Origin of the sequence: Corynebacterium neomassiliense (assembly GCF_900626215.1) — a bacterium.
GTDB lineage: Bacteria > Actinomycetota > Actinomycetes > Mycobacteriales > Mycobacteriaceae > Corynebacterium > Corynebacterium neomassiliense.
Map to the genome: position 1 here is coordinate 316,124 of NZ_LR131106.1, position 26,626 is coordinate 342,749.

At 62.3% G+C, this 26,626-nt stretch carries 27 protein-coding genes and 2 pseudogenes; 16 read left to right on the forward strand and 13 right to left on the reverse strand.

The genetic code is table 11. The features are described 5' to 3' along the window. The first annotated feature begins 33 nt into the window (after positions 1–33). The 3 genes from E0E18_RS01395 to der are packed head-to-tail and all read left to right on the forward strand — an operon-like array spanning position 34 to position 3,415. Entirely contained in the window at positions 34–960 is a 927-nt protein-coding gene (locus tag E0E18_RS01395; protein ID WP_066589651.1) for a pseudouridine synthase, read from the forward strand. Between the two features lie 26 nt (positions 961–986). After that, positions 987–1,721, forward strand: coding sequence for a (d)CMP kinase (cmk, locus tag E0E18_RS01400; protein WP_174217158.1), 735 nt, complete (start codon positions 987–989; stop codon positions 1,719–1,721). Next, positions 1,718–3,415, forward strand: a complete 1,698-nt coding sequence (der, locus tag E0E18_RS01405; protein WP_130839141.1) for a ribosome biogenesis GTPase Der — start codon at positions 1,718–1,720, stop codon at positions 3,413–3,415. The genes cmk and der overlap by 4 nt, the downstream gene beginning before the upstream one ends. A gap of 50 nt (positions 3,416–3,465) precedes the next feature. Here the strand turns inward: der and E0E18_RS01410 are convergent, their stop codons facing one another. From E0E18_RS01410 to E0E18_RS14085, 3 genes are all read right to left on the reverse strand, one after another. Further along, positions 3,466–5,289: a siderophore-interacting protein gene (locus tag E0E18_RS01410; protein ID WP_474077611.1), complete on the reverse strand. Its 1,824-nt coding sequence runs from the start codon at positions 5,287–5,289 to the stop codon at positions 3,466–3,468. Between the two features lie 140 nt (positions 5,290–5,429). Continuing rightward, complete coding sequence (locus E0E18_RS01415; RefSeq protein WP_130839143.1) at positions 5,430–6,434, reverse strand: ABC transporter substrate-binding protein; 1,005 nt, start codon at positions 6,432–6,434, stop codon at positions 5,430–5,432. 132 nt (positions 6,435–6,566) lie between these two features. Beyond that, positions 6,567–6,824 carry a hypothetical protein gene (locus E0E18_RS14085; RefSeq protein WP_237559581.1) on the reverse strand — a complete coding sequence of 86 codons (258 nt, stop codon included), beginning with the start codon at positions 6,822–6,824 and terminating at the stop codon, positions 6,567–6,569. Positions 6,825–6,980: 156 nt separating this feature from the next. Between E0E18_RS14085 and E0E18_RS14420 the strand changes: the two are divergent. From E0E18_RS14420 to E0E18_RS01440, 7 genes and pseudogenes are all read left to right on the forward strand, one after another. Then, positions 6,981–7,508, forward strand: a pseudogene (locus E0E18_RS14420) (AraC family transcriptional regulator); the annotation flags it as partial. 69 nt (positions 7,509–7,577) lie between these two features. Beyond that, positions 7,578–8,072: a helix-turn-helix domain-containing protein gene (locus tag E0E18_RS14090; RefSeq protein ID WP_237559582.1), complete on the forward strand. Its 495-nt coding sequence runs from the start codon at positions 7,578–7,580 to the stop codon at positions 8,070–8,072. 66 nt (positions 8,073–8,138) lie between these two features. Beyond that, positions 8,139–8,360 carry a hypothetical protein gene (locus E0E18_RS01425; RefSeq protein WP_130839145.1) on the forward strand — a complete coding sequence of 74 codons (222 nt, stop codon included), beginning with the start codon at positions 8,139–8,141 and terminating at the stop codon, positions 8,358–8,360. Positions 8,361–8,370: 10 nt separating this feature from the next. Continuing rightward, positions 8,371–8,547, forward strand: coding sequence for a hypothetical protein (locus E0E18_RS14095; RefSeq protein WP_237559583.1), 177 nt, complete (start codon positions 8,371–8,373; stop codon positions 8,545–8,547). Positions 8,548–8,595: 48 nt separating this feature from the next. Next, positions 8,596–9,033, forward strand: a complete 438-nt coding sequence (locus E0E18_RS01430; protein ID WP_237559584.1) for a Fic family protein — start codon at positions 8,596–8,598, stop codon at positions 9,031–9,033. A gap of 69 nt (positions 9,034–9,102) precedes the next feature. After that, a complete protein-coding gene (locus E0E18_RS01435) occupies positions 9,103–9,459 on the forward strand; it encodes a type II toxin-antitoxin system RelE/ParE family toxin (protein WP_202616672.1) in 357 nt (118 codons plus the stop codon). Between the two features lie 11 nt (positions 9,460–9,470). After that, on the forward strand, positions 9,471–9,770 hold the full coding sequence (locus E0E18_RS01440) for a helix-turn-helix domain-containing protein (RefSeq protein WP_419866033.1): 300 nt from the start codon (positions 9,471–9,473) through the stop codon (positions 9,768–9,770). Between the two features lie 43 nt (positions 9,771–9,813). On the opposite strand, the pseudogene E0E18_RS01445 reads toward E0E18_RS01440, so the two are convergent. Both E0E18_RS01445 and E0E18_RS01450 read right to left on the reverse strand, forming a co-directional pair. Further along, positions 9,814–10,071: pseudogene (locus E0E18_RS01445) on the reverse strand (ABC transporter ATP-binding protein); the annotation flags it as partial. Between the two features lie 237 nt (positions 10,072–10,308). After that, on the reverse strand, positions 10,309–11,856 hold the full coding sequence (locus E0E18_RS01450; RefSeq protein WP_130839147.1) for a helix-turn-helix domain-containing protein: 1,548 nt from the start codon (positions 11,854–11,856) through the stop codon (positions 10,309–10,311). Between the two features lie 114 nt (positions 11,857–11,970). Between E0E18_RS01450 and E0E18_RS01455 the strand changes: the two genes are divergently transcribed. Further along, positions 11,971–12,915 carry an ABC transporter substrate-binding protein gene (locus E0E18_RS01455; RefSeq protein ID WP_161972228.1) on the forward strand — a complete coding sequence of 315 codons (945 nt, stop codon included), beginning with the start codon at positions 11,971–11,973 and terminating at the stop codon, positions 12,913–12,915. Positions 12,916–13,018: 103 nt separating this feature from the next. Here the strand turns inward: E0E18_RS01455 and mmuM are convergent, their stop codons facing one another. After that, positions 13,019–14,029 (reverse strand): homocysteine S-methyltransferase, encoded by a 1,011-nt coding sequence (gene mmuM / locus E0E18_RS01460; RefSeq protein ID WP_130839149.1) that lies wholly within the window; start codon positions 14,027–14,029, stop codon positions 13,019–13,021. Between the two features lie 24 nt (positions 14,030–14,053). On the opposite strand from mmuM, the gene E0E18_RS01465 reads away from it, so the two are divergent. The 4 genes from E0E18_RS01465 (at position 14,054) to E0E18_RS01480 (ending at position 19,048) form a co-directional block, all read left to right on the forward strand. Next, entirely contained in the window at positions 14,054–15,502 is a 1,449-nt protein-coding gene (locus E0E18_RS01465; RefSeq protein WP_130839150.1) for an amino acid permease, read from the forward strand. A gap of 129 nt (positions 15,503–15,631) precedes the next feature. Further along, the gene (locus tag E0E18_RS01470) at positions 15,632–17,278 is read left to right on the forward strand and encodes a circularly permuted type 2 ATP-grasp protein (RefSeq protein WP_237559585.1); all 1,647 of its coding nucleotides are present in this window, start codon (positions 15,632–15,634) and stop codon (positions 17,276–17,278) included. Further along, positions 17,272–18,183 (forward strand): alpha-E domain-containing protein, encoded by a 912-nt coding sequence (locus E0E18_RS01475; protein ID WP_066587518.1) that lies wholly within the window; start codon positions 17,272–17,274, stop codon positions 18,181–18,183. Before E0E18_RS01470 ends, E0E18_RS01475 begins: the two co-directional genes overlap by 7 nt. Before the next feature lie 13 nt (positions 18,184–18,196). Further along, positions 18,197–19,048: a transglutaminase family protein gene (locus E0E18_RS01480; RefSeq protein ID WP_066587527.1), complete on the forward strand. Its 852-nt coding sequence runs from the start codon at positions 18,197–18,199 to the stop codon at positions 19,046–19,048. A gap of 15 nt (positions 19,049–19,063) precedes the next feature. On the opposite strand, the gene E0E18_RS01485 is transcribed toward E0E18_RS01480, so the two are convergent. Beyond that, positions 19,064–20,008, reverse strand: a complete 945-nt coding sequence (locus E0E18_RS01485; protein ID WP_202616674.1) for a hypothetical protein — start codon at positions 20,006–20,008, stop codon at positions 19,064–19,066. 203 nt (positions 20,009–20,211) lie between these two features. Here E0E18_RS01485 and E0E18_RS01490 point away from each other — a divergent pair, with 203 nt between their 5' ends. Beyond that, positions 20,212–20,469, forward strand: coding sequence for a hypothetical protein (locus E0E18_RS01490; RefSeq protein WP_130839151.1), 258 nt, complete (start codon positions 20,212–20,214; stop codon positions 20,467–20,469). Positions 20,470–21,388: 919 nt separating this feature from the next. Here E0E18_RS01490 and E0E18_RS01500 read toward each other — a convergent pair. The 6 genes from E0E18_RS01500 to E0E18_RS14430 form a co-directional block, all read right to left on the reverse strand. After that, positions 21,389–22,048, reverse strand: coding sequence for a hypothetical protein (locus E0E18_RS01500; RefSeq protein WP_130839153.1), 660 nt, complete (start codon positions 22,046–22,048; stop codon positions 21,389–21,391). Between the two features lie 17 nt (positions 22,049–22,065). After that, the gene (locus tag E0E18_RS01505; RefSeq protein ID WP_130839154.1) at positions 22,066–22,590 is read right to left on the reverse strand and encodes a hypothetical protein; all 525 of its coding nucleotides are present in this window, start codon (positions 22,588–22,590) and stop codon (positions 22,066–22,068) included. Positions 22,591–23,635: 1,045 nt separating this feature from the next. Then, the gene (locus E0E18_RS01510) at positions 23,636–24,088 is read right to left on the reverse strand and encodes a hypothetical protein (RefSeq protein ID WP_130839155.1); all 453 of its coding nucleotides are present in this window, start codon (positions 24,086–24,088) and stop codon (positions 23,636–23,638) included. A gap of 648 nt (positions 24,089–24,736) precedes the next feature. Beyond that, complete coding sequence (locus E0E18_RS01515) at positions 24,737–25,909, reverse strand: hypothetical protein (RefSeq protein ID WP_130839156.1); 1,173 nt, start codon at positions 25,907–25,909, stop codon at positions 24,737–24,739. Positions 25,910–25,933: 24 nt separating this feature from the next. After that, complete coding sequence (locus E0E18_RS14425) at positions 25,934–26,179, reverse strand: helix-turn-helix domain-containing protein (RefSeq protein WP_130839157.1); 246 nt, start codon at positions 26,177–26,179, stop codon at positions 25,934–25,936. A gap of 2 nt (positions 26,180–26,181) precedes the next feature. Continuing rightward, the gene (locus E0E18_RS14430) at positions 26,182–26,376 is read right to left on the reverse strand and encodes an excisionase family DNA-binding protein (RefSeq protein WP_130839158.1); all 195 of its coding nucleotides are present in this window, start codon (positions 26,374–26,376) and stop codon (positions 26,182–26,184) included. Positions 26,377–26,626: the final 250 nt, after the last annotated feature.

Sequence of the window (26,626 nt, forward strand, 5' to 3'; positions counted from 1 at the left end):
GCGGACGTGCCGCAGAAAGACACTGAGGATACCGTGAGCAAGCCCGCTCGCCGAGACGGCACACCGGAACGCGACGACAGCAACAGGGACCACAACCGGGATGTGGACAGCTACATCTCCAATGCGCGTCCTGCCCGGCACCAGCATGTGGCCGACCGTAAACCACCGAAGAAGGCCGGGGCGTCCGGTGGGGACGGCCGGAAGAACAGGACGCAGAAGGCGGACTCCGAGAAGGTCCGCCTGCAGAAGGTACTCGCGGCCGCAGGCGTGGCCTCCCGCCGGATGAGCGAGAAGTTGATCGACGCCGGGCGTGTGGAGGTCAACGGCAGCATCGTCACCGAGCAGGGGATGAGGGTCGACCCGGAGAACGATGTGATCCGTGTCGACGGGGTCCGTGTCATCGCCGACGAGGATCTGGTGACTTTCGCGCTGAACAAGCCGCGAGGCGTCCACTCCACCATGCACGACGAAATGGGGCGCCCGTGCCTCAACGATCTGGTGGGGGACCGTATCGCCGCAGGACAGCGACTTTTCCATGTGGGGCGGTTGGACGCCCAGACCGAAGGGCTGCTGCTGCTGACCAATGACGGTGAGCTGGCGAACCGTCTGATGCACCCCAGCTACGGGATCAGGAAGACCTATCTCGCCACCGTTCTGGGGGAGGTGGACCGTAACCTGGTCCGACAGCTCCGGGACGGTATCGAGCTGGACGACGGGATCGCGAAGGCGGACGAGGTGCAGATCATCGACGTGTGGCAGGGGAAGTCGCTGGTGAAGGTCGTCCTGCATGAAGGACGTAAGCACATCGTCCGGCGCATGCTGAAGGAGGCCGGCTTCCCGGTCCAGGCCCTGGTCCGGACGAAGGTGCACACCGTGCAGCTGGGTGAGCAGAAGCCCGGGACGATGCGTGCGCTCAACAGGGCTGAACTGACGAGCCTCTACAATGCGGTGGGCCTGTGATGACGAACGTGAACTCACTCGGGCAGCTGAAGAACCTCGACAATGTTGTCGGCGGTGGACTCATCGTGGCAGTGGACGGGCCGTCAGGTACCGGGAAGTCCACCGTGTGCAGGTTGCTGGCCGGTGCCGCGGACGCCCGTTACCTTGACACTGGTGCAATGTACAGGGTCGCCACCCTGCACGTTCTCCGCCAGGGGACTGATCCCGCCGACACTGCCGCGGTGGTCGCCGCCACTGCCGACCTGCCGATCCGTGTCAACGAGGACCCGGCGTCCACGGAGGTCCTGCTCGACGGTGAGGATGTCTCCTCGGAGATCCGGGGCCCGCAGGTCACGGCGGCGGTCTCGGCGGTTGCCGCGGTCCCGGAGGTCCGGGAGAATCTCGTGGCACTGCAGCGTTCACTGGCGCTCGGCACGGGACGGTGCGTGGTGGAGGGGCGCGACATCGGTACTGCTGTGCTGCCCGATGCGGCCTGCAAGGTTTTCATGACGGCGAGTGCCCGTATCCGGGCGCGCCGGCGTTTCGACCAGGACCGTGCCGCAGGGCGTCGGGTCGACTTCGACGCCGTGCTCGCCGATGTGGAACGCAGGGACGCCGCGGATTCGTCCCGTGCCGTGTCCCCGTTGCGGCCTGCCGCCGACGCGACAATTCTCGATACCGGGGACCTCGACATCGACGGGGTGCTTCACGCCCTCGCTGACCTGGTTGTGGCGTCCTCCGCCCACCCCGCCGACTTCACGATCTCAGGGAGCAACCGATGAGCGACGAGAACAGGAACCCGGGAACCGGCACAGGACCGGACCCGGATGAGGAGCAGCTGGTGTTCCGCACCGCCGATGGTGCTGTGGTGGATGACGGACCGGCTGCGTCGGACGCCGACAGTGACACCGGCTCTGCCAGCGGATCTGACGGTGGCACCGACAGTTTCGACGATGAAGAGGACTTCTTCGACGAGTACGACGCCGAAGATTTCGTGGACGAGGATGACACCGACGTTGACGGTGCCGGTAGCTTTGACGGTGCCGACGATGTGGCCGCGAGTTTCGACCTTCTCACCGGGGTGGACGAGGACACTGACTGGGACGCCGTGGAGGCGGCTTTCGGCGTCCTCGGTGACGATGAGGCGGAGCGTGAGGCCCTGTGCACGGTCGCTATCGTCGGCCGGCCCAATGTGGGTAAGTCGACGCTGGTCAACAGGTTCATCGGCCGTCGTGAGGCGGTTGTAGAGGATTTCCCGGGCGTGACCCGTGACCGGATCTCCTACATCGGGGACTGGAACGGCCGGAGGTTCTGGGTGCAGGACACCGGTGGGTGGGACCCGGACGCCAAGGGCATCCACGGGGCTATCGCCCGGCAGGCGGAGACTGCCATGGCCACCGCCGACGTCATCGTTTTCGTGGTGGACACGAAGGTGGGTGTCACTGCGACGGACGAGATCATCGCCCGGAGGCTCCAGCGTTCGGAGATTCCTGTGGTGCTGGTGGCGAACAAGTTTGACTCGGATTCTCAGTACGGTGACATGGCGGAGTTCTGGTCGCTGGGTCTGGGTGACCCTTATCCGGTGTCAGCGCAGCATGGTCGCGGTGCGGCGGATGTGCTTGACAAGGTGTTGGCGTCCTTCCCGGAGACTCCCCGGGAGACGTCCGTGGTCTCGGGTCCCCGTCGGGTGGCTCTGGTGGGGCGTCCGAATGTGGGGAAGTCGTCCCTTCTGAACAAGATCACCGGTGAGGACAGGTCGGTTGTCGACAATGTCGCGGGGACGACGGTGGACCCGGTTGATTCGGTGGTGGAGCTGGGCGGGAAGACCTGGCGTTTCGTTGACACGGCCGGGATCCGGAAGAAGTCGAAGACGGCGCGCGGGCACGAGTTCTATGCGTCGTTGCGTACCCGTGCGGCCATTGATTCGGCGGAGGTCGTGATCTTCCTGGTTGACGCGTCGGAGCCGATCGCGGAGCAGGACCAGCGGGTGCTGAGGATGATTCTTGACGCCGGGCGGGCCCTGGTCGTGGCCTACAACAAGTGGGATCTTGTCGACGAGGACCGTCGGGCGGAGCTTGAACGGGAGATCGACCAGCAGCTGGCGCATGTGCCGTGGGCCCGGCGGGTGAATATTTCGGCGAAGACGGGTCGGGCGTTGCAGCGTCTTGAGCCGGCGTTGACGGAGGCGCTGGAGAGTTGGGACCAGAGGATTCCCACAGGCCAGTTGAACACCTGGTTGAGGGCGGTGATTGCGCAGACTCCACCCCCGATGCGTGGTGGGCGTCTGCCGAGGGTGCTGTTTGCGACGCAGGCGTCCTCGAAACCGCCGGTGATTGTCCTGTTCACGACGGGGTTCCTGGAGCACGGGTACCGGCGTTTCCTGGAACGTCGGCTGCGTGAGTCCTTCGGTTTCGAGGGGTCGCCGGTGCGGATTGCGGTGCGGGTCCGGGAGAAGCGGGAGCGGAGGAGGAAGTAGCAGGGTGGGTTACCGCCCTGCGGTTCCCTGTTGCTCCCTGCTGACTCCTGTTACGCCCTGCCGAGGGTGCGGACCACGGTTCCCCAGCCGACGGATTCGGCGGAGGTGACTTTCAGCCCCGCGGTGTCGACGAGGTCTTCGAGTTCGGACGGGGTTCGGTGGCCGCCGCCGACGAGGGCGAGGTTGAGAAGGTCGGCTTCTGCGGCGTGTTCGTCGGGGCCGTCGGACTCGATGATTGTGAATGTGGGTTCGATGAGGAGGATCCTGCCGTCTCTGGTGAGGGATTCGGCGGCTTTGCGGAGAACGAGCACGGCGTCCGCGTCCGGGTGGTTCTGGAGTTCGAAGACCACGAGAACGGTGTCTGCGGGGGTCGTTTTCTCGAACACGGACTGTTCGGTGACTGTGATCCGTTCGCGTGCGGCGGGGTCGGGGATGCTCTGCGGCCTGGCTCTGTGANTGGGTAGGGCGGGGATGGTGATCCTGAGGTCCGGGTCTGCTGCGACGAGGGCTGCTGCGAGTGCTCCGGCGCCGTCGGAGTGGATGACCATGTCCCGGGCGCCGGTGACGGAGTGGGAGTGTGCCAGTGGAGCGGCGACGTAGGACGCCCTGGTTGATGTCTGGTCGAGGCGTTCATTCTCGAATGCGGATTCGAGACGTTGCTGGGTCCATGTTTTCCCGGTGATCTTCCTGTACACGGGCCGTCCGGTCATGACTGCTTCTCTGATGCCGAGGAATGCCTGTTCGGTTTTCGACACGACGCCGTCGTGGTGGATGTGGTCGAGGACGGCCTCGTTGGTGAGGAATTCACCGATTTCGGACAGCCGGTAGGCGGTGCGGTTCTCCGCGGGGCCTTCGACAGGGTCGAGAAGTTCGATGCTTTCGAGGTAGCGGAGGAATTTGCGCAGCCCGGTGGGGTCGGCGCCGGTGGCGTCGATGAGTCCGGTGACTGTGGTGGTGCCTTCGGAGATGAGGTTCCCGAGGTTGAGGTCTGCGGCTGCGCGGATGGCCAGCGGTGGGAGGATCTCGGCCATCTCGTGGAAGCGGTGGAAGGCGGTTTCGTTGCGTTCGGGGTCAGGTACGGCGGAGTCGTCGTCGAGGGCGACGACGGTTTCTTTTCGCCAGTAGCCTGTGAAGTCGATCCAGGCTTTGTCCATTCCGCGGTCGCCGACGAGGTGGCGGCGGATGTCGCGGACGACGGACTGTTCTCCGGCGATCCATGCGAAGCACTGGCCGTCCTCCCAGATGGTCGGGGGCAGTGCTCTGACCGCGTCGAGGAGGAGCGGTGCGGAGTGTCCGGGGGCGCCGTGTCGGACCAGCCAGGTGACGGTGACGCCGGGGAGGTTTCGTCCTCGGAGGATGTCGTAGCGGTGGGCGTCCTCGGCCACTTCGATGAGGACGGTGGCTTCGGCGTTGTCGGGAAGTTCGTCGAGGTAGCGTGCGATGGCCGGGACGGCGGTGTCGTCTCCGGCGATGAGAGCTCGGTCAGCGCCGGTCGGCAGGCCTTTGGTGAGGGTGGGGCCGACCATGTGGACCTGCTCCCCCGGTTTTGTCCGGTAGGCCCAGGTGGTGGCCACGCCGATGCCGTGTTTGACGAAGTCGATGTCGATTTCTCCGTGGTCACCGGCATCGGGTCGCCATGCCCTGATCGTGTAGGTGCGTACCAGGGGTTCGGGTTCTCTGGGGAACCGGATTCCGCCGTTCTCGATGTAGGGGAGGACGGGCTCGGTCTGCCCCGGGTAGGGGAAGAAAAGTTTCACGTCGTCGTCGAAGCCGGTTGAGGTGAATCCGGCGAGGTCCGGGCCGGTGAGGGTGATGCGCCGAAGCGCGGGGGTGATGTCGGTGACGGCCGTCACCTCCAGGTTGCGCAGGGCCATGGGATGGACGGTGATCGGGCGGACGCGACGGGGCACGCGGGTCTCCTAGCGGTGTACAGGTTTACGGTCGCGTCGACCGTATGCGCTGTACCCACCAGGAGTTGTCCTCAGAGGACGGCCAGTTAGCCGGATTGGTTGTTCTACCTGCCCAGTGCTTCGATGGACGGGGCGAGTTTTTCTAGGATCCAAGACAAGCCTCCTGGGCTGGTTGTGTTAATAACCATAGCTTCGGGTGTGCCGACAACGATAACGTTTCCATTTTTTACCGAGGAAAGTGACTTGTATCCTGGATTGCTCTCGATTTTCGATAGCTGCTCGCTTGTTGTGGAATAAATCACCAAGAGATCGGAGTCTAATTGTGCGATGTTCTCAAGGGGAACCTTTGTCTGGTTTGCGTTGTCCTGATTATCCGAGGGCTTCATTCCGAACATTTCGAAGATCCTGCCGTCGCCATATCCAAAACCGGTCCCTTCTGAGTTTGGACCTCCGAAGGTGTAGGTCATGGACGATATTCCATCCACACGCGATCCGACCTCGCGGAAAGCTTCTTCGTTTCGCTTAATGATATCGTTTGCTGTGTCCACTTTGTTCACGGATTCTGCGGTGGCTAAGAAGCTAGCTTTCCATTCCGCTGTGGTGTCCAGAGAATTTTGAAAAACTGTGGGTGCGATAGTGTTGAGTTTTTTAAAGTTCTCCTCATTCTGAAACTGGTAGGGCATTCCGACGATGAGGTCGGGATCAAAATTTGCTATCTTTTCAACATTGAACTCACCCGATGAGTATAGGCCGCCTTCGGAGATTTTCTTGATATTATCCTTTATCCAAGGGGTGTTGTCGAGGCTCTTGGGGTCTGTGCCCACTTTCGCGGGGGTTATTCCAAGTGTGATGAGATGGTCGGCCACGGCTACGTTGAGTGCCAGTATCCTCTCTGGCTTCTTCTTGATAGTGACGTCCCCATGGGGTGTTTTCATCGTGTGCGGGTAGTAGCTGTCGTCAGTGGCCGAACTACTAGCGGAATTGTCATCGGAGTCATCTGAACTGCAGGCGGTGGTCAGTCCGCCGACGAGTGCCAGGCCGAACACCACGGCGAGGAGTCGGCGGAGTAGTTGCGGTGAACGCACCTGTTCCGTGGGAGTGGGGGTCATGGAACGTCAGGTCCTTCGGGGTCGTGTTCGTACGGGGAACAGTATGAAGGTAGGGTCGGCTCAGCTAAAAAGTTGTCCACTGAGGACAAGAGATTGACCGGAGGGTGTGCAGTGACACAGTTGGGCGAAACGTCAGTCGTAGCGACTGCGATGCCCGGGTGCTGCTTGGGAACCGTCACCGTGCACAGTGAGCACCATGTGTTCTGGGTTGTCCGGGGATCGGCGACGGTGCTGGCGGATGGCAGAGTCTTCCACCTGGGCCTCCTTGACGCGCTCTGGTTTCCGGGCGGTGCCGCTGTCGACCACGTCAGTACTGATCCCGGGACGGTGGCACTCACGGTGCTTCTTCCTGCCGCTGACTTCCCCGATACCGTCAACGGTGTAGTCCACCGGAAGATCGCCCCGGAAATGTCCACACTTCTGATGCACCTCTTCGGAAGGTGGCGGATGCCCGCTTGGGAAGGGGAGAATCTGACTGACAGCATGGTGACCGTGCTCCGGGAGGCTTTCTTCGGTGGTTGTGTCGGGGTTGTCGACAGACCCCGGATGCCGTTGAACACCGCTACCGTGACGGTTGCACGGCAACTCTTTTCTGATCCTGGAGATTCCCGGAGCCTGGAGCAGTGGGCCACCGAGGTCGGGCTCAGTGAACGACATCTGAGCAGACTGTTCCGTATCGAGACCGGTCTGTCTCTGACTTCCTGGCGGGCAGCGTTGAAGGTCGCTGCCGCAGCAGAGAAGGTGACTTCCGGTAAACCGATCGGTCAGATCGCCCGCGATCTCGGATACTCAGGAACGGCCGCTCTGTCTCATGCCTTCCGGCGGCAGACCGGCACCACTCTCAGCGAGGTCAGCAGTACAGTAGAAAAATCCATTGTACTGCAGGAAAAACTGAGCTCCCCGGACTTGGATCTTTTGATCCCGGCGGACCGGATGCGGCCGAATATTAACGAATTCCATGTGTGTATCGGTGTACTACGGGGATCCTGTCGTGTGGTTCTGCGGGGTCAGCAGATCCAACTTCCCGCAGGAAATCTGCTGTGGCTACCCGCGGGAGTCTGGCACCAACTGGAAACTGCTCCGGGAACAGTTCTTCTTCCAGTCGGGGTGTTGTCGGTGGCTTTCCCGTTGAACCCCAGGAATATGGAGCCGATCCCGGTAGCCGAGACTGACTACCCGTCCCTGCTCTACCGGGCGTGTGTGAACTACACCAGGCTTAAGCCCTACCCGATGATCGAGGGCGTCATGGATGATCTGATACCTCAGGTGGTGCGGTTGCGGGCGGCGCACGCAGGGAAACGACGGAACCCGGTGACCGATATCATCACCGGTGACCTCAGTGTCCAACAGACTCTGCGCGACTGGGCGGAACAGTTCGGGGAGAATGCCGAGGTCCTGTCCCGACGCTTCGAGTCGTTCACCGGGCAGCCGTACCGGGACTGGATCGTCGATCGGCGGATGACCGTGGCCCGCCGGCTGCTGGAGAACCCTGACCGGCAGGTCGCCGAAGTGGCGTCCGCCGTGGGGTACGGATCCTCGGCGGCGTTCGTGCGGGTCTTCAAGTCCAGGGTCGGGATGACGCCCGGCAGTTACCAACGCCGGTACCGGAAGCGGGAGATCTTCGAGGTGGTGGAGTAGAAGTAGAATGCCACGTCGGTGGGGTGTTAAGCAGGTATGATGGACCGGAAATAAGGAGGTCAGCACATGAAGGACTACCGCACCGAAGACCAGAAGGTCGCCGCCGTTGCTGCATCGATGACGATGGCGGGGCAGCCGCTGAGCGAAGAGACCGAGCAGGAGGTCCGCCGGATCCTCCGGGGAGAGATCTCCGCGGATCAGTCGGTACTCGACGTCCTTGAAAAGGAAGGTCTCGGGAATACTCCGAGGGCTCAGGAGCTGCGGCGGCGGATCGCTGCGAGCGCATAGGGGGAAAGGCATGGGGGATGGAGATACGGGGGCGCCGGACAACTGGTTCGGCATCACCGATCCGGAGCGGCCGGAGAGTATCGCAGGCGTCCTCGCCGCCAGACGGCTCGGTGAACTGGAGCACTCGGCACCACTGCCCAGTTTCACCCGTGACGACCTGTGTCGCGTCCATGCCTACCTCATGTAGGACGTCTACCCCTGGGCCGGACATCTGCGCGCCACCGAGGTCGGTGCGATGGGCATGGCGATGTGCCGGGCACAGTACGTCGACCGGGAACTCGACCGGGTGTTCCGCGACATCGAGCGTCGGCCGCCGTCGTCCACGGACGTGGATGCCGCAGTGGCCACCGTGGCCGAGCACTGGTCGGAGCTGACGATGGTGCACCCGTTCCGGGACGGCAACTCCCGGACCCAGCGGTACTTCTTCGACCAGATGCTCCGGAGTGCGGGCTGGGCCGTGGACTGGACACGGATCAACGCCGACCGGGTGCATGCCGCTCACTACGTCGGGTCAGCGACGGTGGACTACTCGTTCCTCGCCCGGGAGCTGCGTCCTTCGGTGCTGGCAGCGGATCAGGTCGCCTCAGGCGCACTTTCCGTGACCGAGGGCGTGCGTGACAACCGATCGGCCGCGGAGATCTTCCACCAGATGATGGCGTCGAAACGGCGGTGAACCCGGTCGCGTCCCGGATATCTCGAACAGGGCAAGATGTTGTCCTTTAGACCACGCAGGGTCTACACTATGAGCGTGTGGAACGTGGATATTGAGCTGGTCGCCGACTGGCTCACCGCGCTCGACGAAGACTCTCGTGAGCAGGTTGTGGCAGCCATACAGATTCTTGAAGACCAGGGGCCTCAGCTCGGGAGGCCGCTGGTGGATACTGTGGTGGCCTCGCGACACCGCAACATGAAAGAGCTGCGACCGGGTTCTTCGGGTCGGTCGGAACTGCGGATCCTGTTCGCGTTCGATCCGGAACGATCAGCGATCCTGCTGCTTGCCGGAGACAAGGCAGGGAATTGGTCCCGCTGGTATCGGCAGAACATTCCGATGGCCGACAAGATCTTTGATGAACACCTGCGACGACTGAAAGGACAGTAAATCCAATGGCTATGAATCTGAAGGACTATCTCGCTGATCACCCTGTTGATCAGGCGAGGGTCGAGGAGCATAAAGAGCGGATGCTGTCCGAGGTCCGTGCATACCGGCTACGTGAGCTCCGGGAACAGGCCGGGCTCACACAGGCTGAACTTGCGGAACGAATCGGGGTCGGGCAGCGGCAGGTCTCCAAGATTGAGCGGGGAGACATTGACAATGCCAAGGTGTCGACCATCCGAAGTTATCTGGAAGCTGTCGGCGGAGCACTGTCGCTGGATTTCGTGTCTGGAGATCACCGTATACAGGTTGCCTGAATGAGCCAGCGCCGCTACCGCCGCCGCGCGATCATGGAGACAGTCAGCTGACGCTCCACGCCGCCCACAGCTCCGCGTAGCGTCCCCGCGCGGCGAGCAGTTCCTTGTGACTACCGGGCTCCACCACCCGGCCGACCTCCATCACCACGATCCGGTCGCAGGCCGCGGCCTGGCTGCGCCGGTGGGCGATGACCAGCCCGGTGCGTCCGGCCAGGGCAACCTCCGCAGCGTGGTCGAGCACCCGGGCATGGGCGGAGCTGGCCTCCGCCGTCGCCTCATCGAGGATCGCCAGGTCGGGGTGGTGCCGGGATCGCACGTCACTGGTGACGGGGCAGGGGTTCGGGTGCCGCCTGGAAGAACAGGGGCCAGCGGATGCAGAGGAACCTGCTGCACAGTGCGCCGTCCGGGTCGGTGGCTGGGTCGGGGTGCATGCGGTCCTAGGAGATCGGTGGCGGTTGTCGCGAGTGATCCTAGGGGGCGCCCCGGTCAGACGGTTGTCCGCAGCGGTCGCACGGTTAGCGGGCGTTGCGGTGGGAACTCAGCCGGTCACCTCGTCGTAGATGATCGGCTGCGCGTACCGCTTCCGGAACTCGGTGGGCGTCATCCCGTGGCGTGCGGTGAACGCCCGTGTGAAGCCGGAGACGTGCGGGTAGCCGACCTCGGCGGCGATCTGTGTGATCGGTACCCCGGGCTTCGACAACCGGTAGCGCGCCGAGTTCAACCGCAGGTCGGTCTGCCACAGGGAGAAGGTCTGTCCGGTCTCCCGCCGGAACCGTTCGGACAGCCGGCCCAGCGGGATCCCGAGTTTTTCGCTCCACTGTGTCAGTGTGCGGGGGCCGGACGCGAGGTCGGCGTTGAGGATCGCGCTGACCGCGGCGTCCGGGCGGGCGAACGGGGTGACCGTCGGCGGGAGCAGCTTGGTCATGGTCGCCGGGTCATTCCGGTCGTAGGGCCAGGGGCGCAGATGGGTGTAGCTGAGACCCGCGTGGTACATCAGCTCCGCCTCCCGGCCAGGGGCGACATGCGTCACCGCCATATGGTGCCGCCGCATCGGCACTGTCGCGGGTAGATCACCGACCGGTACGAGGACGCCGCCCTCGTCGAGGCGGATGACGTGCCACACCCCGGAGGGGATCCACACAGTATCGCCGGCGGCCAGGGGGATCTTCCTGTCACCGAGGTCAAGATGTCCGGTACCGGAGGTGATCCAGATCAGGATGTGGAACCGGTTGATCCGGGGCATTGTGCTGATCGCGGGCAGCCCGCCGAGACAGTCCGCGGCCGTGCGGTGATCGGTGGTGGCCGCTGCTGCGGGGACCGGACGGCTGACGCGGGCTGCCCAGGCGCCCGGAGTGACGCCGAACTGCCGGCTGAACGCCCGGACGAAGGCGGGGGCGGTGGCGAATCCGACGGCGGTGGCGCTCTGTGAGACGCTGTCGCCCCGGCGGAGCAGATGGCTCGCCCGGTCCACCCGGAGGCGGGTGTGCCAGGTGCGGTAGCTCATTCCGGTCTCAGCCTGGAATTTGCGGGTGAGCTGGCGGCTGCTCAGCCCGAGACGTTCCGCCCAGGTCTCCAGACTGGTGCTGTCGGCCGGGTTCTGCAGTATAGCTTCGGCCATCGTCCGGAGAACCTGGGAACGGGGGACCGGTGGACTGTCCGGGACCGGTGAACCCGAGTCTGCTGTGGGGGAGGATGGGGTGGTATCGATCATGTAGGGCATGGCCCAGCGGGCGAACTGTCGGGTCAGTACGGCAGCGTCCCCGGCGTCAAGGTCGGTGACCGTCAGCCAGGTCGGTTGGCGGATCAGCCGGTCCGGTGGGACGAGGGCGGAGGTCGCGACGGTGCCGGGTGCGGTCTCGATCGAGGTGACGGTGGTTCCTGCCGGGAACCAGATTGCCTGACCTGTGCCGACGGTGAAGTGGTCCTCGTTGACACTGACCTGTGCCTCACCGTGATCCACCCAGAACACGTGGTGCCTGCTGTGGACGGTGATCTCGCCGAGCCAGCAGGGCGGGAGGGTGTCTCTGTGCCGAAGCTGTTGCGGGCGGTCAGTGATCACGGGGGTGGTGCGACGGTGGGCGATCACAGGCTGGGTCCTCGGCTGGACAGAAATGGTCAACGGAGGTCCGTTCAGGACAAGAACGAAGGTTAGCACGTCCTACTATTGCCTCCGACCTGACCACTTCACATGAGGATGATGATGAGAAACCCGTTGCGCCGTCTGTCGGCGCTGATCCTGGGGACGGCCGTCGCCGTCTCCCTCGCCGCCTGCGGCTCCGAAGGGGCAGACGATATTGCGGAAGTGAGTGATGGTGCTGCTTTCCCGGTCACGTTGGATCATGCGTACGGCACTGAAAGGATCGATGAAAAGCCCGAGAGAATTGTCGACCTGACCTATGGTTCAGCACTGGAGCCTTTTATAGCATTAGGTGAGGCTCCGGTGGCGGCAAACAGTATCGGTGACCTGTCGAATCTTCCCTGGTTGGGAAATCGGGTCAGCTGGCCGATGGAGGAGGGGCTGAGGGAGGATACGGAAAAGGTCGCCAGTCTTGATCCGGATCTGATCATCGTCAATGATATCGACAAGGCGGACTGGGAGAAATTGGAGAATATTTCTCCAACACTGGTGATTAGAACTGAAGATGACAAGTCTACCTGGCATACTTTCCTTCCTGTGGTTGCTGCTGCTACCGGAAACAAAGACAAGGTCGAGGCTATTGAAAAATCCTACAACGATCAGGTGAGGAGTTTTCAGGAAGAGCATGTGGGAGTTAATGAACTGACCTATAACAGTGGGGCGATGACCAGAGGATTTATCTATGCAGGAAATAATGTCTTCCAGGATATAGGTATCGAGATGGAGAGCGGTCAGAAGTCTAAGGAGAACGGAGACTCGATCTCGGACGAGAATATCAGCCTTCTACAGGGAGACATTCTGGTGATCTTTGATCCGCTAGGAAAAAGGTCAGAACTAGAGGGGAAGCCGGCGTTCAATGCACTGCCCGCGGTGAAGAATGATTCGGTGATCTGGCAGGACAAACCTATGGGCTTCGCGCTGTCTACCGCTCCCGGACCCCTGAGTCTGAAGTGGCTCACAGACAAGATTGCGCCGCAGGTGCAGTCCGCAATAGTCGCCCACGAGTAGCGTCGCCCGGTCAGTGCCAGATACCACTGTCGTTGGAATCCGGGTAGTCGCCTCCGTAGCAACGGACAGGACTCTTAACCTACGTGGCATCCGCCCGCGCGTCTCAGTCCCGCACTCTCCCTTGCACGGCCTCGGCGATCGCGGTGATCTCCCGCGGGGTGACGCGGCAGCAGCCGCCGATGAGTCGAACCCCCGCATCAAGAAAGTCAGGCACGGAAGCCAACAGGCTCGTCGTCGTCCCGCCCGCAGTCTCCGCCGTCCGCGGCAGCCAGCGGCGGTGCACGTGGTCCCAGATCTCGCCGCTGTTCGGGTACACGGACAGGGGGAGGGGACGCCCGGCGTCAGCCAGTCCCGCACCCAGCTCCCGTACACCGGCCAACGCCGCATCCGCACTCACACAGTTCACACCCACCGTGCGGAGAGCGGGGGTTTCCGCCACAATCCGGACGACCTCCGACAGTTCGGTGCCGTCACTCAGGACCACACCGTCGGCCGGCCTCCCCGGGGTCCGTGGCAGGACAGTCACGCTGAGCATGGCGTCCACCCCTGCCGCAGTGAACTCGCGGGCCAGTGCCTCAATTTCACGGACCGAGGGCACCGTCTCAGCGAGAAGAACATCGGCGCCCGAATCCGCGAGAATCCGGATCCGGTCGCGGTGCCAGTCCGCCAGCTCGTCGACGGTCAGCCCGTAGGCGCCGTCGTACTCGGTGCCCTCACCCGGGCCCGCACCGTAGGGGCCGACCGAGGCCGCCACCCACCTCGGAGCTCCCGTGACACCGGCAGCAGTGGACGCCGCGTCCCGTGCAACCTCCACCGCCCGGCGGAGCAGCAGCTCCGCCTGGTCGGTGGCGTCCTGCCGTGACAGTCCGGTGGCGACGAGACCGTCGACGGTCACCTCATAGGAGCAGGCTGTCGCGATCTCGGCGCCGGCGGTGAAGAAATCGCCGTGGGCCGCCTGCACCTCACCCGGATCGTCCCTCAGAATCTGCGCGGACCACAGTGTCCCGGTGATGTCACAGCCCCGGTCCTCCAGGCGGGTGCCGAGTCCACCGTCGAGGATGACAGGCCGCTGAGCGACGACGTCGAACAATGAAGGTGCTTTCAGGTCGGTCATCCTCGCAAGTATAGGCTGACACCCATGTCTGAAACCGCAGGGGCAGCAGCCGGGGAAACAACAGGCCTGCAGCGCAGCATGGAGCCCCGACACCTGGTGATGATCGCGCTGGGGGGAGTAATAGGTTCCGGCCTGTTCGTCTCCTCCGGATACACCATCGGTGAAGCAGGTCCCCTCGGAGCGGTACTCGCGTATCTTCTCGGCGCTCTCGTCGCATGGATGGTGATGTGCTGTCTCGGCGAACTTGCCGTGGTGTATCCGGTGTCCGGGGGGTTTCACATCTATGCAACCCGGAACCTGGGCCCCGCCTGGGGTTTCGCCACCGCCTGGCTGTACTGGCTGTGCTGGGCCGTCGCCCTGGGCAGTGAGTTCACGGCATCCGGGATCCTCATGCAACGGTGGTTTCCCGGGGTGGACGTCTGGGTGTGGTGCCTCGTGTTCGGGGTTGTGCTGTTCACCCTCAACGCCGTCTCTGCCCGCGTCTTCGGCGAGACGGAGTTCTGGCTGTCACTGGTGAAGGTTGTCGCCGTGCTCGCCCTCATAGTTGTCGGCGCCGCGACCGTCATCGGGATCAACCCTGCCGCGGACGGTCCCGCACCGTGGCTGACGAACTTCGACACCGACACCGGATTCTTCCCGACAGGGTTCAGTGGGATGCTGGTGGTGACCCTCGGTGTCTTCTACGCATTCTCCGGAACAGAACTCATCGGTGTCGCCGCAGGTGAAGCAAGGAACCCGGAGAAGTCCGTGCCGGCGGCAATCCGCACCGCTGTTCTCAGGCTCACCGTCTTCTTCGTCGGGGCGATCTTCGTCATCGCTGCGCTGGTGCCCTACGAGAATGCGGGCATCGACGAATCGCCGTTCGTCACGGTCTTCGACATCGCCGGAATCCCGGGGATGGGAGACGTGATGAACTTCGTCATCATCGCGGCACTGCTGTCGGCAGGAAACTCCGGGCTCTACTCCTGCACCCGCATGCTCTACTCCATGGCCTCCGAAGGTCAGGCGCCGGAAGCTTTCACCCGGACGACGAAGAGAGGCATTCCGATGCTCGCGCTCTGCGTCTCAATGGTGGGGGGAGTGGCGTCCCTCCTGTCCGGTCAGATCGCGCCGGACAGCCTCTATATGATTCTCGTCTCCGTCGCAGGTTTCGCGGTGGTGGCGGTGTGGATCGCGATTGCGGTGTCCCAGCTGTCCTTCCGTCGCCGGTTCGTCGCCGCCGGTGGGAATGTCCGTGGCCTGCACTACCGGGCCCCGGGATCCCGGCTGCTGGCGTGGGGGTCGATTGCAGCGCTCGTGGCGTCCCTGGTCGGGGTCGGGTTCGACGCCGACCAACGCGAGGCACTCACCGTCGGCATCCCCTTCACGGTGATCTGCCTGGTGTACTACCGGACCCGCCACGGGGCCGGCTGCTCCCCCCCGCAGGGGAGGGCCGCCGAGCGGGACGCCGCGGTCACGGCGTCCGGGAGTTGACCCGGCCCGGCCCGGTCCCGCCTCACCCGGGTTCGGGCGTACCCGGAACCACCGGCCCCGGACACCGAATGTTTCAGGCAGGTTAACTCTCCGGATGAAGGTTCAGCCGGTCGGCGATACTCTCAGGAAATGACCGATTCACCTGCGACGTACCCGGTCATCCCGGGTACCTACGACGAACTGATGTCACCGGAGGGTGTGCGATCGGTGTACCGCAAACTTCACCGGGTGTTCCGGGACATCAGACCCGAAGATCTCGCCTCGAGAGTCTCCTACCTGAGCACCCGGTACCTCGACACGGGAGTGACCTTCGACTTCGCCGGGCAGGAGGAACCGTTTCCCCTGGACATCGTGCCCCGCCTGATACAGCGGGCTGAGTTCGAGCGCACCGAACGGGGTCTGAAGCAGCGGGTGAGAGCGCTGGAGGCGTTCCTCGCCGACGTGTACGGCCCGGGACGCGCCTTCGCCGACGGCGTCATCCCCAGGTCGGTTGTCACCACATCCGACAATTTCTGTCGGGCGGTGGCCGGATACACCCCGCCCAACGGGGTGAGGATCCACGTCGCCGGGATCGACCTCATCCGGGACGGGGACGGTGAACTGCGGGTCCTCGAGGACAACGCCAGGATCCCCTCGGGAGTCTCCTACGTGCTGACCAACCGGCAGGCGACGGTGTCCGCGCTCCCTGAGGCCGTGGCACAGTACAACATCGCCAGAGTCGACGACTACCCTGCACGGCTACGCTCGGCCCTGGCGAAAGCGGCACCCCCCGGGGTCCCTGACCCGCAGATCGTGGTCCTCACCCCCGGTGTGTACAACTCGGCCTACTTCGAACACTCGATGCTTGCCCGGACGATGGGCGTCCCCCTGGTGGAGGGAAGGGACCTGGTCGTCCGTCACGGCGTGGTGTTTCTCAGGACCACCAGGGGACTGGAGCAGGTCCACGTGATCTACCGCCGCGTCGACGACGACTTCATCGACCCGGTGAACTTCCGGCCGGATTCCCTGCTCGGGGTCGCCGGACTGCTGTCCGCCCAGGCCAACGGCACGGTCACCATCGCCAACGCCGTGGGCAACGGTGTCGCCGACGACAAGCTGGTCTACACCTACGTCCCCGACCTCATCCGCTACTACCTCGACGAGGAGCCGCTGATCCCGAACGTGCACACCTGGAGGCTGGAGGAACCCGAGGCACTGGAGGAGGTACTGGACAGGATCGACGAACTCGTGGTCAAACCGGTCGACGGCTCCGGCGGCAAGGGGATCGTCATGGGCCCGAAGTGCACGAAAGCGGAACTCGACGAGACGAGGAAGAGACTCCGCGACGATCCCCGCGGGTGGATCGCACAACCCCTGATCCAGCTGTCCACCGTGCCGACGATGACCCCGGACAAGGGACTGCAGCCCAGGCACGTGGACCTGCGGCCTTTCGTCGTCAACGACGGCGAAGACATGTGGGTCGTCCCCGGCGGCCTGACGAGGGTGGCGTTGAAGGAGGGACAGATGATCGTGAACTCCTCCCAGGGGGGAGGGTCCAAGGACACGTGGGTGATCTCCGCGGGGGTGACCGGGCCGGAGTCGGAGCACGGCCGTGTCATCGCCGCCCCGGACCCGGACGCCGAGACGCTCGACAGGTTGGAGACCTCCGTCCTCGACATCAGAGACGACGAAGAAGAGGCCCAGCAGCAACAGCAGCAACAGCAGCAGAGGCAGGACGCCCCGGGCACCGACCCGTCGCAGGCACCACTCACGACACAGGAGGCGGACCAGTGCTGAGCCGCATCGCCGAATCACTGTTCTGGATCGGCCGGTACATCGAAAGAGCCGACGACCAGGCCAGAGTGTTGACCGTCAACCTGGAACTGAGCACGGAGGCGGACAGTTCCTCGTTCGGGGTGGAGCTCTGCCGTGCCATGGGCGCACCCCTGTCACCCGATGCGGGGGCCCGGGACGCCTGGTCACGGCTGGGCACCGACCCGGATTCCCCCCAGTCGATGGTCACCGCCCTGTCCAACTGCCGTGAGAGCGCGAGACGAGCCCGTGAGATCCTCTCCACCTCCTCGTGGGAGGCGATCAACCGTGCGTACCGCAAGGTGGCGTCCGGACGCCTCCAGCTGATGCGGCCGCCCCTGGCGTGCCGGGAAGTCCACGACCACTGCTCCATGATCGTCGGTGACCTCGTGGGGACCATGCCACGGGACGAGGCATGGCACTTCCTCATGGCCGGCCGCTACATCGAGCGGCTCGACATGACCGCCAGGATCATCTACGCCACAGTTGTCGCACCCTCCCTGCCCGCCCACCGACACCTGCTGCTCCAGGCCTGCGGGGCACAGCAGTCCTTCGTGATGTCCAGGGGGCAGGAGGACACCCTCACCGCCTCGGTCGACTTCCTCCTGCGGGACCGGTTGTGTCCGAGGTCGATCATCTTCTGTCTCGACGCCGCCCGCGACTGCCTCAGCGCCCTGGACCCGACAACCCTGCGTTCCGGATTCGAGGACGAGGCCCAGCGACTTCTCGGACAGATGAGTGCAAGGATCGAGTACATGCAGCCCAATGAGGCCCTCGAACAGCTCGGCGAGCTCACCCAGCTCACCCAGGAGACCGGTGCGTCCGCGACGCAGGCGCTCAGCCAGCGGTACTTCGAGGGTGCACTGTCGTCCACCTGGCACGAGAAGTAGGGAGAGCGAGACCATGACAACCACACTGCGTATCGTCCACACCACCGGCTACAACTACTCCGACCGGGTGACCGACTCCTTCAACGAGATCCGGATGACCCCCCTCTACACTCCCCAGCAGCTCATCCGGGAGCAGTCGGTGACCATCACCCCGAAGCCGTGGTCCTACTCCTTCATCGACTACTGGGGGACCCATGTCACCTCCTTCGAGATCCACGAACCCCACGACCAGATGATCGTGGGGGTCACGACCACCCTCGACGTCGACGCTGTTCCGGCGACCCGCACCGGGATGACGCTCGGGGGTCTGCGCGACCACGCCGACGCGCTCAACGAGTACCTCTGCCTGTCCCCGATGGTCGCGCCGTCGCAGGATCTTCTCCGGCGTGCCCGGGAGATCGCCGACAGCTGCGCCACCGTCGACGAAACCGCCCTGGCCGTCGGCCAGCTCGTCTTCGACGAGATGACCTATGAGACGGGGGCGAGTGACGTCACCGGCACCGCCGCCCAGGCGTGGGACGCACGCAAGGGAGTGTGCCAGGACTTCTCCCACATCATGATCGGCGCCCTGCGTGCCGTGGGTATCCCGGCGAGGTACGTCTCCGGGTACGTCCTGCCGAAGAAGGACGCCGGGATCGGGGAGACCGTCGACGCCGAGTCGCACGCCTGGGTCCAGTGGTTCAACGGCGGCGACAACAACGGCTGGTACAGCTTCGACCCGACCAATGACCTCGTCCCCGGTGAGCTGCACGTCATCGTGGGCACCGCCCGCGAGTACTCGGATGTCCCTCCGCTGAAGGGAATGTTCTCCGGACAGGCGACCTCGGAGCTCTTCGTCACCGTCCGGATGACCCGCCTGGGCTGATGCCGGGGAGCTCTGTCAGCTCTTCTCCCGGTTCTCTTTCTGGAGGACGCCGCGCATCGCCCGGGCCAGGTCCGCCCGTGCCTCGTGCAGCCGCTGCAGCGAGCGCTGCTCCTCCTGTCTCCGCCACTCCTCCTTCTTCTCACGCGACTTCCGCCCGTTGCGGACCGCTGTGACGCCGAAACCGATGCCGATCAGCACCGGAACCCATACTTTGGTGTAGTCGAGGGCCATGTCCACGATCCACGGAAGGTGCCAGTCGGGCAGACTGATCTCGGGCAGGTCGATGTCCGGCCACGGCACCGACGGCAGACTGATCTCGGGCAAGTTGATGTCCGGCCACGGCACCGACGGCCAGGTGATGTGCCAGTCGGGGAGCAGGGACGCCAGCCACCGCCACAGGGGATCGAGAATTCTCGACAGCACGGGCCCGAGAACCAGCACCGCCAGTGCCCACCCCCCTTTTCCGATCCCCCCGAGAACCGGGTACAGCCAGCGTTTCACCGCTGAGCGCTCCATCGCCTGCTGCCGTCTCTCCGCCCGTGAGCCCGAGGGGGCGTCGAACTCGACCACCTCGCCGGCGGACCTGAGGGTCACCGCCGTGACCCACCGGCGGGTCAGGGAACTGTCGATCTGCAGCATCGGAGGGGCGAACGTCACGCTGTGCCCGTACTGCCCGGGGCCGGGGTGCTGACGGGGATCGGCGAGACCTGAGGGTGTGAGGTCGATCTTCACGTCGTCGAGGGACCTGCATCTGGCGATGACCACCCCGTCGAACCTGATGAGCAGTCGGGGAGAGGATGACAGGGGACCGGTGCGGCGGCGTGTGGTATCCCGGGAGCCGGTGCCGGGGAAGTCCGGGTCGACTGCGCCGAGAGCGTCCACGGTCCCGGTGAACACCTCGATGACACCGAGGTCCGGGTGCCGGAGAATCCAGTGCTCTGCGTGGGTGTCCTGTTCCATGGTGGGCTCCACGGTACCTGGCCGGCATACAGGAATCCCGCCCCGGACTGCCCTCGCGGGCCCCGGAGCGGGATGTCTGTCGGACTGACAGGGTAACACTAGTCAACCACTAAACATGCAGGTCAACGCCCCACCCAACCACCGGCAAGACAATCTTGTTGGGCACTGGTTGGGTATCCACCAAAAGAAAGGTCATCCTAACCATGAGCACCGACACGCACACTGACCAGATCATCCGCCCCGGTTCGATGGATGTAGACACCCCGGACGCCAACACGGCCCTAGTGATCCGCACCACCGCCGCGCTCATCGAGCGGATGGACATTGCGCACATGGTCTACATCGACGACGAAAGCAACACCGAAGCGCTGGCGAATGCTTACGCCGACGTGGCCCTTCTCGCCCGCGACCTTGCCGACGAAGCGGACCGGGTTGCCAGTGCAGCAATGATGGACGCCTAACCGGGACACTAGCCCCAGATACACGACAGCCCCCACAGGACCGCGTTACAGGCCTTGCAGGGGGCATTGTCGTACTCGGGTAGGGGAACGGCCTACAGGGACGCTCAGGGGCGCTCAGGGGGCGTGCAGGGGCTTGTCTGCGGTGCCGCAGAACCACGTGCCACACGGGGCGACACAGGGGCGTGCAGGGGACAGTACAACCGGTGACCGGAATCTGAGTCCGGGCGCTCCACCCTCAATGGTGATACGCCACGGCACGACGACTGAACCATTCCGGCACATACCTTTTCGACCCCAAGGTCAAAAACCGCCCCGCCCCGGTGAACGGAATTAACCCGCCCCGGGTGAGGTTGGTTAACCCCCACCACACACCAAAAGAAAGCACCCCCACACCACTAGTTTCCTGAGGTAACCCTAACCCCAGGCACCACCCCGGGGGGTACCCCACGACCACGACCATCCCAGGCCCGGTGTCATGGCGCCGACGGTCGGGTACATGATTGAAAGCCGCACGGCGCACAGGGTGACATACAGTATCAGTCTCTCTATGTACGGGTTTCCTACTTTTCAACGGTGTTTCATCCCAGGTATTGAACTATTTGTCATAGGTCAAAACTGGTCACCCGAAAAAATCTGGTGGGGGTCGCAGACCATTTTTGGGATTGCCCCCAAAATTGCTGTTCAGAGCGTCCTTATTGTAACATTCCGCAGGTCACCGCATACATTCCCGGCGGCGGGGAGGTGCCGTTCTCGTTAGCGGCAACGAAAAGGGGGCTATCCAGAGTCAGGATGTGATCCTTGCGGGGGCGACCGCCAGTTTTGAGGGAAATTCCTGTAAAGTCCTGACCTGCGACGAAGCCGTATTCTGACCTGCAATTTTGCGGGCGTCCCCAAAAAATATCCCCCGCGCGTGAGGCGGTCAGTCGCGCCATTCCACGCTCGTCACGGCGTCAACACGGCGTTGCAGGACATCGACGGGCGTGAGGGGGAGTGGCAGAAACGTGTCGGCAAGGTACCGATCCGCGTAGGCGTCGGCGATTCGCTGGACCCGGTTAGCGATATCCACGCCCTTACGCTTAGCGTCACTGATCTTCGTCCGTGCATTGTCACACGCTCTACAGGCACGTTTGCCGTGGACTAGTTCACTGCTCCGCAGATTCTCGCCTACCAGGGGATGACCGGCGGGGCATAGCGTCTTCCGTGATTGGTGGTGGTTGCCGTCGCGCACCATGTCTGCGCTGTTGTCTGCCGCACTGCCCGGTCGGAGATTCCACACGGCCACGTAGTCCCGCTTAGGAACCTTGTGCAGCGCCATTGAACCATCATCCAAGCAACCGGGGTACCAAGCGGCAAGAACAAGCCGTTGTACCCTCCACTGTCGTCCACCGAACTTGACTACCGGGTAGCCGGCGTAATTCAGCCTAATTGATAGCGCCTTCTCTTTCTTCGCGTCCCATACTTCGGTTCCGTCTGCCAGCACGTGGATGTGCGGGTAGCCGGGAACACTGCGGTATCCGCCATTCCGGCAAAAGTGGGGGCTGTTGAGGTCCGATTCTGTGTAGCCTTCTAGTGTTTCCATTGTAGTTCCTTTCTGGTTCAAAATATGTTCTTCGTGGGCCGTGACATGCTTATTCCCGGCCTGTCGTCCCACCTTTCTCGTGGCACTAGTCTGACGTTGGTGAGTGATTCGGGGTTGACGATTATCTCCGGCTCCCCGACGTCTACTCTGGTGCCATTTTTGACTGCGCCTATGGCGATTCGTTGACTGTCTGCGAGGACGTGTTTCTGGTCAACGGTGCAGGTCAGGACCACCGGGTGTGCGTTATTGCGGGAGGTCGCAAAAATAATCGCGGTGGGGAGGTCGATTGTCCACGACATGCCGTAGTTACCGTTCTCGTATTCGCCGGAATCGGTGCCACGGTAGATCGTGACGGGCGTTTCGGGGAGGTATTCGTCGGGAATGATCCGGAATAATTCGATCCATTTGTTACGGCTCATGGCCTGTTCGGGGTGGCCTGCCCGTTGCCAAGCTGCGACAATCTCTAGTGGTGTCGGAGTAGTGCCGGTGAGTTTCTTTGAGAGTAGTTTCCGTAGTGGCCTGAGGTCGGAAACCAATTCCACGTTAGCGCCTGTCCCGGGTGTTCTCGACGATAAAAGCGCCTGGATTCCGTGAGGTGCCGGTGAGATAGTCCAGAAACGCGTCGATCGGCCCATTCCACGGGTCTCTCGGCGGTGTAGTAGGCCTATCCCGGTTCGCCCATTCGACGTGTGCCGGTCGGTCGAATGTACTGAGGACGGTGAGCGTGTTTGCCCATTCGTCCGACTCGGGTCCGTCGTACCCGTCGTTCATTACGGGGTGTCTGATTAGGTCCATCTGGTTGCTCTCCAATTCTAGTGTTTCTAGGCGATTAGACTCCTTAGGGTGGGTCAGTGGTAGGTCATGCAGTGTTCGTGGCCCTACGGGCCTTACAGCGTGTTTTTGAGGGTGTCTAGACCGGGGCGCTACTCAGTATCGAGAAGCCAGTCGTTCAGATAGTCCGCTAGAGCCTGAACCGTGCCCCTATCCAAGATCACCAGACGGTGAGGAAACTCCATCCGGACTGTCATGTCACCCTGACCGCGAACCGTGAATGTGGTGAACCGCTCCGACGACTTCCCCCAGTCCGTGGGGGCCGGAACAACCGGCAATCTGTGTGTGTCCATACAGGTCCTTTCAATGGTGAAATATCATGGTCAATCATGAGATACGTTTCGGGAACTCGGAACATGCCGACGACGTGACCGCACGTCAAAAAATGACGTGACCCCCAACCGCGGCGACCCCCCCGGCACGCTAAGCCTGACTAAGGCTCAGACCGTCGATCCTTCGTCCCCTAACCACGGCGACCCCGGTACAACCGGTCCCGGCCGAACCGTCCGGATACACCTCAATGAATAAGTGGTGAGTAGTGATGACCGCAAGCGGTGGGTGACCAATGGAGGGAGGTAGCGCACCTGGCGGTGCGAGAAACGCAAGAATGAGTCTAAGTCTGGTGCTACGCTAGATATAGGTCATATAGAGCGTTTAGGAACCCGCAGGTCAGACCCCACCTTTCCCTCAACCACTGAGTTGTTTGCCCTCAACCACTGAGTTGTTTTACTCGCAATCCCCCCCCAAACCACTCAACTACTGAGTTGTTTTCGACTCTCCGGGCACCAACCGCTGACGCGGAATCTGCGACACACTATCCGCGTCACGACTCACATTCGGAGCGCCGCCATACGGCCGATACCTGACCGCGATCGGCAACAGTAGAGACATCCGGGTTGACCCCTCACCAAGCCAACCCTCTTTAACCGCCGCGTCAACTTCACGCTTCACATTATCCGAACGGATACCCAGAAACGCCGACAATTCGCCACGCTCCGGGGAATAGGAAACAGCGCCCCGCTTAACCATCGCATAAACGTGAAAAGATAATTGCATCCAGTACGGCAACGTAGGATTAAGCGATTGAGCACGACAAAAAGCACGATCCATCATCACAAAATTGTTCTGATAGTTACTATCGCCATACCTGTTACCCCATTCGTTAGCCCTAGCCTCAAGCCATAGGGGGTCATTCTTTGCTGTCGTCATTTTTGTGCACCTCTCGTGCGTGATCGGGCAGGTAGTCGTACAGATACTCAATATCTTCGGCGCTTAGCAATAGAGACTTTGCAGCGCCGCGCAGTTTCACCTTGTATAGGTGAGTTTTCGTGGACCTTGCGTAATGGTCCGATACCTCAATGTTCACACTCATTCGTTACCCCTCGATAATCGCGGTTAGTGCGTTCGCCTGACGACGAGTCAGTTTGAGTTCAACATCGTCCACGCACAGGAACACATAGTCTGTTCCTTTAATGTCGTCGCGGACCTCGAACACGTCCACAGTAGTCCACTCTCGCCATTCGCCCCGGTGCCTAAACCGGCATGGCACTGCACCGAGGTCAGTACGCCGCTGTGTGCCACGGGTCAGTGCTACGGCGCTATCGTCAACTGAGTCTTCCATCATTCTCCTATTCTCGTCTCATTGCCCCGCTCAGGACGCCGTCTGACGGCCGAACAGGGCATGTCTGGTGTGATCGGCTACGCGGCCTGTTTCAGGCCCTCAGAATCGCTCCTGAACGGTTCCCGCAGGTCAGCACGACACCCGTCCAGCATGGCATTAAGCCGTTCCAGTCTCTCGTCGATCAAATCACACCGATCATTCAATTCGTTCACAATATCCCCGATAAGCATTCCAGATCAATTCCTCACCGGATCAACACGCCGCCGGATATTCGGCTCAGGGACGGTATCCCCAACCCTAATGCACTTAACCTCACCCGTTCGCAAATTAGTGCGATAGACGAACTTCTCGTACTCGTCTGTTTCACGGTTCAAAACATGAGTCTCGGAATCCTTAAACACGTCAGCACTAAAACGGCCTTCCCTATCCTCAGCCTTACGATCCGCTTTCTCAAACCGGTCCAGCCTATCCTGAAACACGTCCCAGGACGGCGCGATATCCAAAACCAGATCACCAACCAGGCCGCGTGCCAAAGGCGTTACAGCCCGGTCCCCGGAACCAATAGCGCTAAACTGGTTCGTCGCACTCAGCCTACGGCGGCCGTCAGCACGGTCAGTAAAGCCACCGAGGAATGCCTCGCGAAAATCTTTCGCTACCCTATGCGCAACCAGATCAGAATCAGTCCAGTCATTAACCACCCCGATAATGTCGCCCCTGTCGGACATATTGAATCGGTAGTTCAGGAGCCCCTTAATTCCCGGGTCTGTATATAGTGCGAAACCTTCCGAAGGGTCGGGGATGAGATAATCAATCATAAGCAGCCTATTTAGTCCGGCGCGGAACTCCGGCAGAACCTTATTCGCGGCCTCCGCAATGCGCAGATCGCTTCCAGTCAACAGGCCGGTGGAAATAGCCTGAGCGTTCGTGAAATTGCCGAGGTAGTTCGCCAGTTTCCGCACCCTTGCCGCCGTTTCCACAACAGGAAGAACACGCATGACGTAATCGTAGGTGAGTTCCGGAGCCTTTACACCCTCCAATACGGCCGTTGCACCATCCCGGTCTGCGGTCAATGCCTTTCGGACCTGTGCACGGTACTCGTTCTCACTGCGGGTATCGTTAATGATCTTTCGACGGCCCGCGTCATTCTTCCCCCGCAGTACTTCCACGTCAGGCAGCGGCACCGGGGCGTACTCGTTGATCTCGTCCTCGATCTTCTGAACCGCGTCCCGGGCCTCCACATACTCAGGTCGGAGTAGGTCACCCGGCGCGACGTCCCACGCCTCCGCAATGGCGCTCAGGCGCGTCTCGTAACCGCCCGGACGGGCGTTCTCGCGTGCATAGGCACGACGGTGGTCCGAGGGTGCAAACACGCACGCGGGCAGGGGAGTGGTTAGGTCAATTTTGCTCATAATGAGTTCCTTTCGATTGTTTCGTTATCGGCCAGCGGCAATTGTGCCGGCAGTAGGGATGAGAATTAGCGCTGCCAACAGGTCGGAGACTTTGTAAAGCCGCTCTTTCCCATTTGGGCCTAGCCGGTAGCAGTCCAGCGTCCCATCATTGGTTCGGCGGCGAATCGTATCGACGCTCACCCCGAGGAATTGGGCCGCTTGTTTCTGGTTAAGCACAGCGCGACCGGACAAGTCAACGCCGGACAGTGAATCAAAATCGGTCAATGGCACTCCTAGTCGTCGGTAGTGGTGGTGGGGTGGTTACCGGCGGCCATGACCGCGTGCAACTCGTTCTCATCCAGTCGGAGTACGCCACCCATCGCGTATCGGGTGAGCAGCCCCTGGTCTAGCTTGCGGAATATTGTTCTGCGGGTGACTCCCAGAATCTCCGCAGCGCGAGCGACGCTAATGTAGTTCGGTGTTTTCATTGCTAAATGGTCCCTTCTTTAGACATGCGAAAATGACCCAGCCGCAATGCAGCGTGGGCACAATTGGTTCGGAATGTGGTCCCGCCCCCTGCGGGAACCAGTGATCGTCAGTGAGACGAAAGCGCAGGTGTACGGCTTATCGTGCAGCCGGTGACATACTTGCCCCCCAATTGTAACACGGGCACAATTCTGTACACAAATTGAATTTGCAGGTCACAAGGCACACGGGAATTGGGAAGAACCTAAGTCC